The 14,960-nt window shown below is 38.6% G+C and carries 15 protein-coding genes; 4 read left to right on the top strand and 11 right to left on the bottom strand.

Translation table 11 applies throughout. The features are described from left to right. Positions 1 to 273 precede the first annotated feature (273 nt). Positions 274 to 1,653: a ribulose-bisphosphate carboxylase gene (locus ABXH34_RS13295; RefSeq protein ID WP_353572371.1), complete on the top strand. Its 1,380-nt coding sequence runs from the start codon at positions 274 to 276 to the stop codon at positions 1,651 to 1,653. A 113-nt stretch (positions 1,654 to 1,766) separates the two neighbouring features. On the opposite strand, the gene ABXH34_RS13290 is transcribed toward ABXH34_RS13295, so the two are convergent. Continuing rightward, on the bottom strand, positions 1,767 to 2,138 hold the full coding sequence (locus ABXH34_RS13290; RefSeq protein ID WP_353572370.1) for a hypothetical protein: 372 nt from the start codon (positions 2,136 to 2,138) through the stop codon (positions 1,767 to 1,769). 548 nt (positions 2,139 to 2,686) lie between these two features. Here ABXH34_RS13290 and ABXH34_RS13285 point away from each other — a divergent pair. Next, positions 2,687 to 3,490: a CbbQ/NirQ/NorQ/GpvN family protein gene (locus tag ABXH34_RS13285; protein ID WP_353572369.1), complete on the top strand. Its 804-nt coding sequence runs from the start codon at positions 2,687 to 2,689 to the stop codon at positions 3,488 to 3,490. 101 nt (positions 3,491 to 3,591) lie between these two features. Here the strand turns inward: ABXH34_RS13285 and ridA are convergent, their stop codons facing one another. The 10 genes from ridA to ABXH34_RS13235 form a co-directional block, all read right to left on the bottom strand. After that, positions 3,592 to 3,975, bottom strand: a complete 384-nt coding sequence (gene ridA / locus ABXH34_RS13280) for a deaminase RidA (RefSeq protein ID WP_353572368.1) — start codon at positions 3,973 to 3,975, stop codon at positions 3,592 to 3,594. A gap of 22 nt (positions 3,976 to 3,997) precedes the next feature. Continuing rightward, positions 3,998 to 5,098: an acyltransferase family protein gene (locus ABXH34_RS13275; RefSeq protein WP_353572367.1), complete on the bottom strand. Its 1,101-nt coding sequence runs from the start codon at positions 5,096 to 5,098 to the stop codon at positions 3,998 to 4,000. Further along, entirely contained in the window at positions 5,098 to 6,444 is a 1,347-nt protein-coding gene (locus ABXH34_RS13270) for an oligosaccharide flippase family protein (RefSeq protein WP_353572366.1), read from the bottom strand. The genes ABXH34_RS13275 and ABXH34_RS13270 overlap by 1 nt, the downstream gene beginning before the upstream one ends. 348 nt (positions 6,445 to 6,792) lie before the next feature. Beyond that, positions 6,793 to 7,860 (bottom strand): AI-2E family transporter, encoded by a 1,068-nt coding sequence (locus ABXH34_RS13265; RefSeq protein WP_353572365.1) that lies wholly within the window; start codon positions 7,858 to 7,860, stop codon positions 6,793 to 6,795. After that, complete coding sequence (locus tag ABXH34_RS13260; RefSeq protein ID WP_353572364.1) at positions 7,857 to 8,216, bottom strand: hypothetical protein; 360 nt, start codon at positions 8,214 to 8,216, stop codon at positions 7,857 to 7,859. The genes ABXH34_RS13265 and ABXH34_RS13260 overlap by 4 nt, the downstream gene beginning before the upstream one ends. Before the next feature lie 188 nt (positions 8,217 to 8,404). Continuing rightward, positions 8,405 to 9,307, bottom strand: a complete 903-nt coding sequence (locus ABXH34_RS13255) for a LysR family transcriptional regulator (RefSeq protein ID WP_353572363.1) — start codon at positions 9,305 to 9,307, stop codon at positions 8,405 to 8,407. A gap of 421 nt (positions 9,308 to 9,728) precedes the next feature. Then, positions 9,729 to 10,190, bottom strand: coding sequence for a CopD family protein (locus ABXH34_RS13250; RefSeq protein ID WP_353572362.1), 462 nt, complete (start codon positions 10,188 to 10,190; stop codon positions 9,729 to 9,731). Then, positions 10,190 to 11,389, bottom strand: a complete 1,200-nt coding sequence (locus ABXH34_RS13245; RefSeq protein ID WP_353572361.1) for a polysaccharide deacetylase family protein — start codon at positions 11,387 to 11,389, stop codon at positions 10,190 to 10,192. The genes ABXH34_RS13250 and ABXH34_RS13245 overlap by 1 nt, the downstream gene beginning before the upstream one ends. Positions 11,390 to 11,487: 98 nt before the next feature. Further along, on the bottom strand, positions 11,488 to 12,156 hold the full coding sequence (locus ABXH34_RS13240; RefSeq protein ID WP_353572360.1) for a protein-L-isoaspartate(D-aspartate) O-methyltransferase: 669 nt from the start codon (positions 12,154 to 12,156) through the stop codon (positions 11,488 to 11,490). A gap of 85 nt (positions 12,157 to 12,241) precedes the next feature. Further along, positions 12,242 to 12,781, bottom strand: a complete 540-nt coding sequence (locus ABXH34_RS13235; RefSeq protein WP_353572359.1) for an epoxyqueuosine reductase QueH — start codon at positions 12,779 to 12,781, stop codon at positions 12,242 to 12,244. Between ABXH34_RS13235 and ABXH34_RS13230 the strand changes: the two genes are divergently transcribed. Then, positions 12,780 to 12,962: a hypothetical protein gene (locus tag ABXH34_RS13230; RefSeq protein ID WP_353572358.1), complete on the top strand. Its 183-nt coding sequence runs from the start codon at positions 12,780 to 12,782 to the stop codon at positions 12,960 to 12,962. The two genes, ABXH34_RS13235 and ABXH34_RS13230, sit on opposite strands and share 2 nt — an antisense overlap. A gap of 175 nt (positions 12,963 to 13,137) precedes the next feature. Beyond that, the coding region (gene rnr / locus ABXH34_RS13225; RefSeq protein WP_353572357.1) for a ribonuclease R at positions 13,138 to 14,960 on the top strand (1,823 nt) is incomplete at its 3' end.

Raw genomic sequence — 14,960 nt, 5'->3', positions numbered from 1 at the left:
TTTAAAGTATCTGCATTAGATTTTACTGATGTATTAATATTGTTAAAAGTGAAATCTAAACCGATTTTTATTAGTAATGTTTGATTTTGTAAATTAGGACAAGATGTATCGCTTATTTTAACTATATTATTGTCATATCAAAATCATAAAGTATAATTTTTTTTTATATAAAGAATCATAATATATAATTTTTAATTATACATGATTCCAAATATAGTATCGACCAACGAAACAATAACTACAACAACCAATCTTTACACAAAGGAGTGGATGATGGATCAATCAAGCCGTTACGCTGATTTAAGCTTAAAAGAAGAAGATTTAGTCTCTGGTGGTGGTCACGTTTTATGCGCTTATAAAATGAAGCCTAAAGCGGGTTACGGTTATTTAGAGGCGGCTGCTCACTTCGCGGCTGAATCTTCAACAGGGACTAACGTTGAGGTTTCTACTACTGACGACTTCACCAAAGGTGTTGATGCATTAGTTTACCAAATTGATGAAGCCACTGAAGAAATGCGCATCGCGTATCCAATAGATTTGTTTGATCGTAACGTTTCTGACGGTCGTATGATGATTGTCTCATTCTTAACCTTGGCCATTGGTAATAACCAAGGCATGGGCGATATTGAACATGCAAAAATGTACGATTTCTTTATGCCACCTCGTGCGATTCAATTATTTGATGGCCCTTCTGTAGATATTTCTGATATGTGGAGACTTTTAGGTCGTCCATTAGTGGATGGTGGTTACATTGCAGGTACAATTATTAAGCCTAAATTAGGTTTACGTCCAGAGCCATTTGCAGAAGCAGCATATCAATTCTGGTTAGGTGGTGACTTCATTAAGAATGATGAGCCTCAAGGCAATCAAATATTCTGTCCAATGAAGAAAGTTATTCCTTTAGTCGTTGATGCAATGAAGCGTGCACAAGACGAAACAGGCGAAGCTAAAATCTTCTCAGCTAATATTACTGCTGATGACCATTACGAAATGTTAGCGCGTGCTGACTATGTTTTAGAGCAATTCGGTGAATTCGCGGATCACGTTGCCTTCTTAGTCGATGGTTATGTTGGTGGCCCAGGTATGGTGACAACAGCACGTCGTAATTACCCTGGACAATATTTACATTATCACCGTGCAGGTCATGGTGCTGTGACTTCTCCTTCTGCTAAACGTGGTTATACTGCGTATGTGTTAGCCAAAATGTCGCGTTTACAAGGTGCCTCTGGTATCCATGTTGGTACAATGGGTTACGGCAAAATGGAAGGCGGTAAAGATGATCGTGAAATTGCGTACATTATTGAGCGTGATGAATATCAAGGCCCTGCGTATAACCAAAAATGGTATGGCATGAAACCAACTACGCCAATTATTTCGGGTGGGATGAATGCGTTACGTTTACCTGGGTTCTTTGAAAACTTAGGTCATGGCAACTTGATTAACACAGCGGGTGGCGGTTCTTACGGTCACATCGATAGCCCAGCGGCGGGTGCAACTTCATTACGTCAAGCGTATGAATGCTGGAAAGCAGGTGCTGATCCAATTGAATGGGCGAAAGAGCATCAAGAATTTGCCCGTGCATTCGAGTCATTCCCAAGTGATGCAGATAGTATTTTCCCAGATTGGCGCGATAAATTAGGCGTACATAAATAATTAGTAAAGCCTAATTGCTAGATTTTAAGAAAGGAATGTTTTGCCTAGGTGAGCATTCCTTTTTTATAACTCAGGGCTAGGAATTGTTAATTATAATGGCTCATTTAAGTATTTTATAAATATTTTAATAGAACTCGAAAAGACACTAAAAAGAGAATAAGAAAAACAAAAAGCAATAGTAGGTAACGCATAGGAGCGTCTATTTCTATATCTATGTGTTGGTCTTTTTTAGGTATGATTCTAATAGGTTGTTCTTGATATTGCGTTAAATATTGATAAATAGGCGTGCGCAAGACAGATTCATTAAACTCTTCGGCAGTGATGGTGTTTCTGCCCATGAATTCAAAACCAAAAAATTTATGTTTATAAATTGACTTTGTATGGGTAGTATCAAGGATTTGGGTATCAAACCATTTAAAAATAGGTGTTTCATATTCTTGGCAAATAGGTGTTTCATATTCTTGGTGTTCGCATGGCCGCACCATAAAGCACAATTGAGCAGCATGATAGCCACCAGTTTATACAATTGAAATAATTTGAATGTTTTCCCAATGAAAATGCCAGTCATTATCTGATGTAGACTTCCATAATGACTTACCAGATCGATAATGAATACCTGTGTGATCTAAAGTTAACCTTTCCCTGATAAATATAAGTTCTAAATAGACAAGGCGCATAGTAAAAAATACTAAAAATCCATTCTGCAAAAAAATAAAGAAATCAAATGCAAAGTCATTTCTTATCCACTGCTTAGCAATAGTTATGAGGCAAATAAATAGTGTGAAAGGTAACAACCATTTCATCAGCTTAATACGAATGACTGAATTTTGTAATATCAATGTAGGTTTTGTCATATCTTTTTATTCACTGTAATACTCTATTTCAGCATACTATGACAGTATTTTAGTTAAGATAAAAGACTGTATTTTGATTGACAATATTTTAACAAAAACAACAATGATTCAAAAATATTAAAAACAAGAGCGATTTAGCTTTTATCCTTTAAAAATCAAAAAAATACGGGGAGACTCCCATGACCGATATTGCACAATATAAAGTTAGCACAGAACCTTTTTATCAAGCCCAAGGCGATGAAATCAGCATTTATGAAGCGGCGTATAATTCACGTTTGCCGATGATGATAAAAGGGCCTACGGGTTGCGGTAAATCACGATTTATTGAATATATGGCATGGAAATTAGGCAGACCATTGATTACTGTGGCATGTAATGAAGATATGACCGCATCAGATTTAGTCGGGCGTTATTTACTAGATGCCAATGGCACACGCTGGCTAGATGGGCCTTTGAGCACAGCAGCACGGATTGGCGCGATTTGCTATTTAGATGAAATCGTCGAAGCTCGCCAAGATACCACAGTGGTGATTCATCCCTTGACCGACCATCGCCGTACTTTGCCATTAGACAAAAAAGGTGAACTCATCAACGCGCATCAAGATTTCCAATTAGTGATTTCTTATAATCCCGGTTATCAAAGCATGATGAAAGATTTAAAACAATCGACCAAACAACGCTTTGTAGCAATGGATTTTGATTATCCGAGCGCAAAAACCGAAGCGGAAATCATCAGTAAAGAAGCTAAATGTGATATAGAACTGGCGGCTAAATTGGTTAAAATTGGCTCAACTGCGCGAAATTTGAAAGGACATGGTTTAGATGAAGGCATTTCAACCCGTTTGATGGTTTATGCGGCAAACTTAATGAGTCAAGGCGTGGCTGCGCCTGCGGCATGTCGAACCGCTTTAGTGCGCCCGATTACTGATGATAAAGATATTCGTGCGACTTTAGATCATGCAATTGACCAAGTATTTGCTTAAACAAGCTAATCGCATCAAAGAAGTTTTGTCTCTGTTCAACAGTCTATATGGCTTTCAGTTGATAATGCCAGCAAACTGTTGAATAGAAGCTTAATCTATCACTAACCACAAATCATAATGGCATCCATTTCGACTTGTGCCCCTTTTGGTAATGAAGCAACCCCAACCGCTGCCCGTGCTGGATAAGGCATGACAAAATAATGCGCCATAATCTCATTGACTAAGGTAAAGTGGGTTAAATCGGTTAGGAAAATATTCAACTTAACAATATCTTGCAAATCACCCCCCGCAGCTTGCGCAACCGCTTGTAGGTTTTTAAAAACCTGATGAATTTGCTCCTCCGTATGTCCTTCAATCAATAACATCGTTTCTGGCACTAGAGGAATTTGCCCAGACAAATACACCGTATCCGCTATTTTGATTGCTTGAGAATACGTTCCTATGGCTTGAGGCGCATTAGGAGTTGAAATAATTTCACGTTGCATGGCTTTATCCTCTAGTGAGTGGTTATATTTTTAGTTTTTTAGAAATCAGCACGATTTTTTTTAATTTTAACGCTTTACTTTCAATCAAGTGCCACGACAATATAGCAAAAAACAATGTAATTGGGATAGCAAAGAGTGCGTTAACCAAAGGATGCCATTGCGCTTGAGAATAATAGATTAAGGTTTGTTGCACTGGAAAAGCATAAATGTAGATGCCATAGGAAAAATCACCATATTTAGCAAAGCCATAATAACGAATATTGGGGGAAAAGGCTAAATACATGATTAAATAGCTGCCAGCGAGTAAAAACCATGCTTGTAAACCACCAAAAATAGAAGTGATGACTAAAATAATGCCTGAAATCAAAGCCAAATAATGGCTGATAATAATTTTTTCCCGATACGCATATATCACCATCCCCGCTAGAAAATATGAGCTTAATTCTAATAGCTTAGCCGTACCAATGCCACGATACCAAAATTTTAAATGTCCTAAAATCTCAGGCGAGTTATCAAATAATAACCAACGAAATAGAAATAATCCCAACAGCAATATTAATAAAATGATTCGCCAACGTAAAATACGACTGAAACCTGCAACCGCAACTAAAATATAACATACGAACTCATAAGGAATTGTCCACAACGAGCCGTTAACCGTGACAGGCCAAGGATTGGCTTCAAATACGCGCGGTAATTCGTAATAGATAGGAAATAAAAATACACCGAGTAAATATTTAAAAGTGACAGGCTCAGAAAAATAGGCTTGCACACTCAGCTTAGTTAAAATCACCCCAAGTCCAAATACGGCTAACAATAAGACGACAACTAAGGCGGGAAAAATCCGCAAAATCCGTGCTTTAGCATATACAAATACATTGGGAGAATGGTCGTAACTTTGGTAAATCAAAAAGCCACTGATGATAAAAAACACCGCCACACCTAATGTGCCAAAAGTCATTTGTTGTTGAGTTAGTAAATGCAATAATTCGGTTTTATCATGCCCATAAGTCAATGGATAAGCATGAGCAACAATCACCATCGTCGCAGCAACAAAACGAATTAAATCAAAATTATTCTGACGTGCATCCAGTGCATCTGCAAGCGTTATATTTTTTTGCATTACAGTACACCAAATGTGATCCAAATCACGCACAATGAACTAGAAAACGCCGCAAAATCCAACCATGGAAACCAAACATTATAAGGTCGAATCAAAAACACCAATACGCCATAAGTGAATAAATCTGCCATCGCAACACCAATAATAAAACCTTCAACGCCGCCCATATAATAACCAATCATCATACCCAGCAACTGCATAATAAAGCGTGTAATGGAATTCAACATATTGCGAAATGAATCACCAACTGCTAATAATACGGGATAAATACTGGTGATAATCACGGTAGCAGTCGCGCCAGAGGCTAAAACTTGTAACATCCAACCTGCAAATTGATAACGCTCGTCATACAGCAAACCCACAATCCAATCACCGCCTAAAATTAATATCCATAACGGAGGTAAAAATAAACCTAGCAGTAAAGTTCTGGTTTTAAACATTTTCTCGCGTAAGGTATCTGCACCTTGTTCTTTCAATCGAGAATATAACGGAAACATCACCATATCGGATAATTTCATCAGGGCTTCAATTGAAATCCGTGACAAGGTTTTAGCAATGGAATATAAACCCAAGGTCGCCATGCCTGCAAAACTACCCAATATAAAAATATCTAAACGCATCAACAAGAAGCCTAATGCAGTGCTGACAAAAATCCATTTGCCGAAGTGAACCAGTTCATGAACCGATTGTTTTTCCCATTGAAAGCGCATTGGAACGCTACCTGCAAGCACGGTATGGCTGGCAATTAAGCGCACGATGGCATTAACAAATGCACTGGAGACCAAAGCCCAAATACTTGGATAATAATACGCCCAAACTAACATCACAGCAGTGCTAAGAAAAGCTGCAATAATGTCTAAAATCACCATATTACGCAATTCTAAACGTCTTGAATAAACAAATAGATAAGTTGAATTGAAGCCCATGAAAATGGAAGAAAAACCTGTGACAATCACGAGGATAACCAGTTGAGGTTCATTATTTATTGCAGCAATTGGAAAGGCTAAGGCAACGGAGAACAGTGCGAGAACAAATCCCCTAGCAACTTGAATCGTCCATGCTGTCCTTAAGAAATCAGCTTCTTCGCCGCGTTTGTTTTGCACAATGCTAGGACGTAAACCCACATCAGAAAACATGGCAAGACCCATCATCAAGGCATTAACCACAGCCATTAAGCCAAATGCCTCAGGGTATAGCCAACCAGCAACAATCACGTTGCCACCTAAGCGCATCAGCATGATACTGCCAAAGCCAAAAATAGAGAGTAAAGAACCCGTTACAGCTAATTTTTTTAAACGATTCAGTACACCTGCGTTATCTTGAGAGGTATGGTTTACAGCATTCAAGACCCTAATTCCTTTCAACGAGATTTTGCTTATTCTAAACCAAAATATTGGCCTGCTGTTGACTTAAATAAAATTAACACCGCTGTAAATCTAAATTTGGACTAAAAGCACTATTTGAAACACAATCATTTAAATCTATGGCATATTATTGAGAACTAAATTATGCTAAAAATATGCGGTAAAACTGCTATTAAATAATGCACTTATGGTCTTAAGAACCACATGTTAATAGCGTTAGATTTGTATTGATTCATTACCTCATTTAAACAGTATTGGAAAATATCTAAACCCATTAGCCTTATGTTATAGCCATGATTCGATGAATTATTGAGTTAATTCGTAATCCAGTCACAATTTTATATCTTCTTCGACAGGAGCACGCGGCCAAGCTCGAAGCAAGGCCTTCACCAAAGTTGCTAATGGAATCGCAAAAAATACGCCCCACACGCCCCATAATCCACCAAACACAAGAACCGCCACGATGATCGCAACAGGATGTAAATTAACCGCTTCAGAAAATAATAACGGCACTAATACATTACCATCCAAGGCTTGAATCATGCCATAAGCTGAAATAGTCCACAGAAACTCAGAACTCCACCCCCATTGAAAATAAGCAACCATCACCACAGGCAAGGTGGCCAATGTCGCGCCTACGTAAGGTATAATCACTGACAAACCGACTAAAACCGCGAGCAACGGGGTGTAATTCAATCCCATAAAAGTAAACGTCACATAACTGGCCGTGCCAACAATAAAAATTTCATACACTTTGCCACGAATATAATTACCCATTTGTGCATCCATTTCGCGCCATAAGCGATTAGCAGCATGACGTTCTTTGGGTAAAAAGCTGACCAGCCAGTTTAATATCAGTTTTTTGTCTTTTAGGAAAAAGAACACTAACAAGGGCACAAGAATAAAATACACCAGTACAGTGATGAGAATTGGAATTGAGGCCAATGAATAGGAAAGTAAGGATTGGCCTGTGTTACGAACGCCTGAACGAATTGAGTTAATCAAAGATTCAATTTGCTTGACTGTAATAAAATCAGGATAGCGTTCAGGCAATTGCAGCAATAATTGATGTCCATGTGCAATCATGGTGGGTAATTCTTGAAGAAACTGTGATGTCTGTTGATATAAAAGCGGCATCAAAACCAGCAAGATAAACATTAGCAAGGTCATAAATGCCATATAAACAAAAAATACGGCTAAAAATCGCGGGATATGCTGCTCTAAATTTTTTACGATACCTTCCAACATGTAGGCAATAATCATACTGGCCAACACGGGAGCAAGCATCTGACTCATGGTCATGATGACGGTAAAGCCACCGATGAGCAAAATAGCCAACAAGACAGCTTGAGGGTCGGAAAAATATTTATTAAACCAACGGGTTAACACATTTATCATTGAACTAACTTCTTATCTACGAACGCCTGATATGCATTGGCAAAAACAGTTTCTAATTCATCTATCACTTCAGCTCGGTCACGCCCTTGTACAAGGTTTGCCGTGACTAAGGAAGATGTTTCATTGAGTAAAGCCGATTTATCTAGCATCGGGTAAGATTTGGATAAACGCTTAACTGCACCAATCACCGTTTCTTGTGCTGGGCGAGGAATAATTTCAGGTTCAAGTATTAACTCGGATTCTGATGAACTTTCCACACGACTGAGCAAAAATTCCGCAAAAGCGAATAAGGTTTCTTGCTCTGCCGCAGGAAGTTGCTGATAAATTTTAATAAATTGTTTAGCAGCTTGGTTCATGTTATTTAACTCACTTTACGCATGTCATATAAGAAAGGTAGAACGAAGTACCCACCGAATAAAATAGAAATGGTTAGAATAGGCGCATCTAAATATAAATGACACGCATCATAGTCCATCGAATCTTTAAAACTGTCCAAACCATTGTAAAATATTTTTTTTTGACATTTTTGCGTAACATAAGTTATTTATTTTGAATGAATGGTACAGTAACCACGCCCAAAACTCAGTAACTCTTCCATTGCACGTAAACGGAATTTTTGTTTTTGATGTACAAATGAAAATGGACGTTTTAGAGGTGGATTTAATTGTAATTGTTTCAATGTGTTAAGCTGCAATTCTTTTTGAATCGCCGCCCGTGATAAAATCGCCACACCCATACCTGAAGTCACAGCACCCTTAATCGCTTCAGAGCTACCCAATTCCATTACGATGTTCATATCATAAATGGACAAGCTTTCAGATGATAAATACTCTGTAATCACTTCACGTGTACCTGAACCTTCTTCACGCGAAATATAGGGATACTCAGCCAACTCTTTGGGAGTAATTTCGGTTTTATGGGATAATGGATGGTCAGGTGAAATAATCGCGACCAATTCATCTAAGCGACATAATTCTACCGCCAAACTTTTATTACTCACAGGCGCTTCAACAACCCCGAGGTCAATAATATTGTTTTCGACCATAGAGACAATTTCATCTGTATTCGAGACTTTCAAACGAATTCGTACATCAGGATACTTGATTTTGAAATCGCCCAATAAGGTTGGCAACATGTATTCTGCAATTGTGGTACTCGCGCCAATCATGAGCACCCCATTGACATCACCTGTCATTTCTTTTACTGCATTTTCCATTTGCGAATAGTGCTCAAAAATCTTCTCAGCATACTCATACACTCTCTCACCGACTTCAGTTAAAGTAATGCGATTATGTGTGCGGTCAAATAGGCGGGTATTAAAATATTCCTCCAGTTGGCGTACCTGAAATGTCACAGCAGGCTGCGTCATGTGCAATGCTTCAGCAGCCTTAGTGAAGCTGAGTAAACGTGCAACAGTATGAAAAACTTGTAAACGGCGGTCTGCCATAATCCTCTCTCGCTTTGTTAGATGGTTCTAACCAATGGTGGAAATCTAGGCTATTGTTATTGGTTTGCCTAAACTCTCAAGTTTAATCTAAGTTAACATTTTTATCATTTGTATTGATAGTACATACAAGAGTTTTATTAATGATATTATAAAAAACCACTAATTTGAAATATTTTATCCCAATATAAGGTTTTATAAAATTTATGGCTTTATAGACGTGCTTGTCTAAGTATGGAAAGAAAAAAGCTAATACAGATACCGCAAAATCCATAAAGTGGTTTTTATCTGTACCACTTATTAAGACTGCCATGCTTTAAAATAGATCATTTATTGGATGGATTGATCTCACAAGGCAGTGATCTAAACAATGTAATGTAGGGTGGGTTTTACTTTATTCTACCCACCAAATTAGTTTTTTTCATTAAATAATAATATATTTGCCAGCTGTCGCGATAAGCGTTGTGATTAACCCCAAAGCCAAATTCGTTGTGACAATAAAACGTATCCGCGCTAATTGTTCAGCTGCGGCAGGATAATTTTGAATATTAATCGCTTGGCGGAATTGACGGTAAGGCGCAAAAAATAAATAACTAAATAAGCCTATCATCAATAATCCCGTCGTCAACATCAGATGTACAGGCCAGCGTACATGACCCATGCCGCCAAACAGCACGATTAAGCCAATACCTGTTATCAACAACACAATAATTGCAATCCACACCCATGCAAAAAAACGTTTAAATACTTGCCGCCATAATAGTAAGCGTTGAGGTGGCTCTAATGACATTGCAGCAGGACGTAACATATTGTGCGCGAAGAACATGCCGCCAATCCATATCACCACAGCTAATACATGTAAGCTTACTAGTAAACCAACTAACATTATGACATCCTTTCGTTTGAAGCAGTAATTTGAGTTAATAAGTGTTCGACAATATCTAAATCCGCATGGCTGCGAGAAACCCAAGATTCACCCCAGAAAAAATGACAACTGGTTTCAGCCCGTAATAAATGCCAATGTGCTTCAGACAATAGATGCTGAATATCGACTGAATGCGGTGCTTCTTGAGCCTGATTTTTTAATTCATGAAATTGGGTGCTGACTTGTGAAAGTCGTTCTAAAGCCTGTTTCTGCACATCAGAACCCGTCCATTGCACAAAGCCAACACCATCATGAATACCCGTATTCCATGCCGCTGTACGTACTTTAACTTGACCATAAGCACCATGTTTGTTCAAATATTCATCAATAAAGGTGGGGCGTAATTTGGTATAACCTTGGCGCACTTCATCTAAGAATTGGCGGTAAAACACATACCAGAAATTGCTACTTAAATTGGTATTTCTAAACCAGCCACCATTATCACCATCAGTACAGGTTGTAATCAACGGCGCGAAATTACACCATTTTGTACGCTCATGTGCTTCATGCTCAAACCAACCAAAATCCATCCCTGATTCTTGTGCATTGGACAATTCACGATCTCGCACAATAATAATGATTTCATCGTCATCATACTCCGCAATATGCGGCCGATAACGCAACTCTTGCCAACTCATATCGTCATCCACAGGTTCAACATGTTCAGAATCAACCAATACGTAACGATAACCCATGCGTTTTAAATATGGAATCATCTCCATACAAAAGCCCATTTCAGGCGGCCAAAAACCATCAAATTGAGTACGCCAAAATAAATGCTGCCCCATTTGCTGCCAGCGTTGTAACTGCTCAGCCCAATCCGCATCGGGAGTCAATGGGAAAACAGGATGATAAAAACCTGTGCCGAGAATTTCAAAAATTTGGGTATTTTGCAATTGCCACAGCAAATCACCTGTTTTGGTAATCCCATAGACTTGATCTTGAAATTCAGGTTTTTTAAGTGTTTCTAATAATGTACCTGACATTGCAAGATGGACTCGTGCCACATCTTCATAACCCCATAATGAACGTGGAATACGGTCTAATGCCCACAGAATTTCTTTTGCTTCCCATAAATTATGTTTTAGCAAATGTTCTAAATTGCCACTGGGCTGGTGCAGATTTAAAACCAATGCGTGGTAAATTGTATTATTTAACATGGTGTTATCGCTCTCAGTGAACAATTCATGATTATCAGCAAGCTAAGGCCATAGTGTGCTACTTTTTTTTCAAATTGTTAAGAGAAAAATATCTAGCGTCACATGATACCTTCTTTTAGTGGTACAAAACTCACTGGGTCTAAAACGTGTTGCTCATAACAATCGGATTTACGGATTATTTTCAACAACTGTTGCTGACCTTGGCGACCGACAGGAATAATCAGACAACCATTAATATCCAATTGGGTTAATAAATCTGGAGGTAAAACTTCAGGGGCAGCAGTCACAATAATAGCTTGGTACGGTGCATGTTCTGGCCATCCATCAAATCCATCGGCATGAGAAAAAGCAATATTATTCAACTCTAAAAATTTAAGCCGTTCATAAGCTTTACCCGCTAAACTTGCAATCCGTTCAACGCTATACACATTTTCAAATAAATGAGCTAACACCGCTGTTTGATAACCGCATCCTGTACCAATTTCCAACACGCTACCATGAGGCGCATTGTGCCATAATATTTCAGTCATTTTTGCCACGATAAACGGCTGTGAAATAGTTTGACTATGACCAATTGGCAACGGATGATCTGCGTAAGCATGACTAGATAAAGCCTCATCAACAAAAAAATGCCGTGGCACTTCACATATTGTTTCTAAAACTTCAGGGGTTTTGATACCGTTTTGCTGCAAACGCTCAATAAGTTGTTGTCGCTCATATTTATATTGGGATAATAATTGTTGTTTAGTGGTTTTTTTATAATTCATTGAAACAGCTATGACAGGTTATAAACAATGGTAAGTCAATTATTATAAAGCCTTCTCAGCCCAATTGTTAGATAATTTAAAAGGTCTATTTTTCAACTTGAATCGGTTCTAAGCCACGTTGTTCACGATGGATATTGCTATCACGCAAAGAGTAAACACAGCCACAATATTCTTGACGATAAAAATCTTCTTGCTTGGTGATTTCGACCATGCGTTGTGAACCGCCTTTTTTGCGCCAATTATAATCCCAATAGATTAAATCATCGTAATGTTTTGCAGCTTGTAAACCACAGCCATTCACCTGCTGGATATTTTTCCAACGCGATACACCTAACGAACTGGTAAATACTTTAAAACCATGTTCATGCGCATATAAAGCCGAACGTTCCAAACGCATATCAAAACATACTGTACAACGTTCACCGCGCTCAGGTTCAGCCGCCAAATGTTTCGCTCGTGAGAACCAATTTTCAGGATCATAATCTAAATCAACAAATTCAACCCCTAAGTTATCAGCATAGCGTTTATTTTCCTGTTTACGCTTTTCATATTCTGTTTGAGGATGGATATTCGGATTATAAAAAATCACGCTAAAAGGAATCGCAGAATCTTTTAATGCTCGCATGATTTCACCTGTACAGGGTGCACAGCAAGAGTGTAATAAAACGGGTTCGTCTCCTGTTGGAGAGTTTAAAATAGTAGGTTCTGACATGGCTTTAAATTATTTTGCTCATAATTGGATTATGATTGAATTGCATCATTTAGCAAACAATCAACGGTTTGATGTTAAAGATTTTACAGTCTAATACAAGCAACATATCGCCTGTATAACATTTCAGTGACCGAACGCCTTTGCAACAGAATACAGATTGCTTTAATATGTCACTTTATGAAGTTCGTAAGGATTGTGTGTTGGGAAACAAATGCCTGTAAAATCTTCTCAACCCTATTATAAGTGACTACCAGAGAAATAATATATCAATGAGCCGTAAAAAATCCGCCGCCGCAAAAAAGCCAGCCACGCCAGATAAGATTGACCCCTATATTGAACGCGAAAAACAGAAATATCAAAAGCCTATCCCCAGTCGTGAATACATCCTGTCGCATCTGACTGACCAAAAGAAACCGATTACTTTAAATCAAATTGCTGATCTATTAAATTTATCCAGTGAAGAAGACTTAGAAGCATTACGTCGTCGTTTACGAGCAATGGAACGTGATGGCCAATTAATCCGCAATCGTCGTAAAGGCTATGGCATTGCATCAAAAATGGATTTAGTCCGTGGGCGATTGATTGCTCATCCTGATGGTTTTGGCTTTGTGGTACGTGATGAAGGTGGGGACGATATTTATTTATCTGCCAAACAAATGCGTCATTTGATGCACAAAGATAGAGTGTTGGTCAATATTGTAGGCGTGGACTTTAAAGGGCGGCCTGAAGGCACAGTGGTAGAAATTTTGGAACGGGCTAATAATCAAGTCGTCGGGCAATTCTTTAAGAAAAAAGGCATTACCTTTATTGAGCCTGATAACCCACGGTTATCCCAAAGAATTATCGTTGATGGAGAGTACATCAATGGCGCGAAACATGGTCAAATCGTGGTTGTTGAAATTGATGAATACCCGACTAAATATGATCCTGCCGTTGGTCGCATTATCGAAATCATGGGCGATCAGCGTGATCCGGGCTTAGAAATTGATATTGCGGTACGCTCGCATGAAATTCCACATCATTGGCCTGTAGAAGTGGAACAAGAAGCCAAGCAATTTAAACCGATTGTTCCTGAAAACTTATATAAAGGCCGTGAAGATTTACGTGAAATCCCGTTTGTTACCATTGATGGTGAAGATGCGCGAGATTTTGACGATGCGGTATATTGTGAACCGCGTGGCCGTGGTTGGTTGCTCAAAGTTGCGATTGCTGATGTATCTGCGTATGTAAAACCGAACAGCGCACTAGACATCGAAGCTAAAAACCGTGGTAATTCGGTGTATTTCCCTGAGCAAGTTGTCCCGATGTTGCCAGAAGCTTTATCTAATGGTTTATGCTCATTGCAACCAGATGTGGATCGCTTAAGCTTAGTGTGTGAAATGGTAATTGATATGTATGGGCGTAATCGACGCACCCAGTTTTATGAAGCGGTGATTTGTTCCTCGGCTCGTTTGACTTATAACCAAGTCGCAAAAGTGTTGGATGGTGATAGCTCGGATTTTCCACATCCAGATATACTGCCGCATATTACGCATTTAAATAAGCTATATCGTTTATTGCACAAACGCCGTCAAAAACGTGGAGCTATTGACTTTGAAACCGTTGAAACCAAAATTATTTTTGATGAACAACGCAAAATTGAGAAAATCGTGCCTGTCAAACGTAATGATGCGCATAAATTGATTGAAGAAATGATGCTGGCGGCCAATGTGGCAACGGCGGAATGGTTAGACAAATATGAAATGCCTCTTTTATATCGGATTCATGAATCTCCAACCGAAGAAAAATTAAAAGATGTGCGTTTATTCTTAGGTGAATTAGGCTTAAGTTTTCCAGCCAAAGGGAAGCCTGAAGTGAAACATTTCGCCAAATTATTATCAAAAATTGGTGATCGTCCTGATTTACGTTTGATTCAAACAGTCTTGTTGCGTAGCATGAAGCTCGCTATTTATAGCACTGAAAATAAAGGCCATTTTGGCTTGTCTTTTGATAGTTATACTCATTTCACTTCGCCGATTCGACGTTATCCTGATTTGATGGTACATCGTGCGATTAAGCATTGTTTACAAGGCCGCAGCGTTAAGACTGTCTC

It is taken from the genome of Candidatus Albibeggiatoa sp. nov. BB20, assembly GCA_016744725.1.
Classification (GTDB): Bacteria; Pseudomonadota; Gammaproteobacteria; order Beggiatoales; family Beggiatoaceae; genus Albibeggiatoa.
This window is presented reverse-complemented; position numbering and strand designations above follow the sequence as displayed.

Excerpts from the sequence above, each read along its gene's own strand:
- ABXH34_RS13295 (WP_353572371.1), top strand. The coding sequence starts at position 274 with ATGGATCAATCAAGCCGTTACGCTGATTTAAGCTTAAAAGAAGAAGAT.
- ABXH34_RS13290 (WP_353572370.1), bottom strand. The coding sequence starts at position 2,138 with ATGGTGCGGCCATGCGAACACCAAGAATATGAAACACCTATTTGCCAA.
- ABXH34_RS13285 (WP_353572369.1), top strand. The coding sequence starts at position 2,687 with ATGACCGATATTGCACAATATAAAGTTAGCACAGAACCTTTTTATCAA.
- ridA (WP_353572368.1), bottom strand. The coding sequence starts at position 3,975 with ATGCAACGTGAAATTATTTCAACTCCTAATGCGCCTCAAGCCATAGGA.
- ABXH34_RS13275 (WP_353572367.1), bottom strand. The coding sequence starts at position 5,098 with ATGCAAAAAAATATAACGCTTGCAGATGCACTGGATGCACGTCAGAAT.
- ABXH34_RS13265 (WP_353572365.1), bottom strand. The coding sequence starts at position 7,860 with ATGATAAATGTGTTAACCCGTTGGTTTAATAAATATTTTTCCGACCCT.
- ABXH34_RS13260 (WP_353572364.1), bottom strand. The coding sequence starts at position 8,216 with ATGAACCAAGCTGCTAAACAATTTATTAAAATTTATCAGCAACTTCCT.
- ABXH34_RS13255 (WP_353572363.1), bottom strand. The coding sequence starts at position 9,307 with ATGGCAGACCGCCGTTTACAAGTTTTTCATACTGTTGCACGTTTACTC.
- ABXH34_RS13250 (WP_353572362.1), bottom strand. The coding sequence starts at position 10,190 with ATGTTAGTTGGTTTACTAGTAAGCTTACATGTATTAGCTGTGGTGATA.
- ABXH34_RS13245 (WP_353572361.1), bottom strand. The coding sequence starts at position 11,389 with ATGTTAAATAATACAATTTACCACGCATTGGTTTTAAATCTGCACCAG.
- ABXH34_RS13240 (WP_353572360.1), bottom strand. The coding sequence starts at position 12,156 with ATGAATTATAAAAAAACCACTAAACAACAATTATTATCCCAATATAAA.
- ABXH34_RS13230 (WP_353572358.1), top strand. The coding sequence starts at position 12,780 with ATGATTTCACCTGTACAGGGTGCACAGCAAGAGTGTAATAAAACGGGT.
- ABXH34_RS13235 (WP_353572359.1), bottom strand. The coding sequence starts at position 12,781 with ATGCGAGCATTAAAAGATTCTGCGATTCCTTTTAGCGTGATTTTTTAT.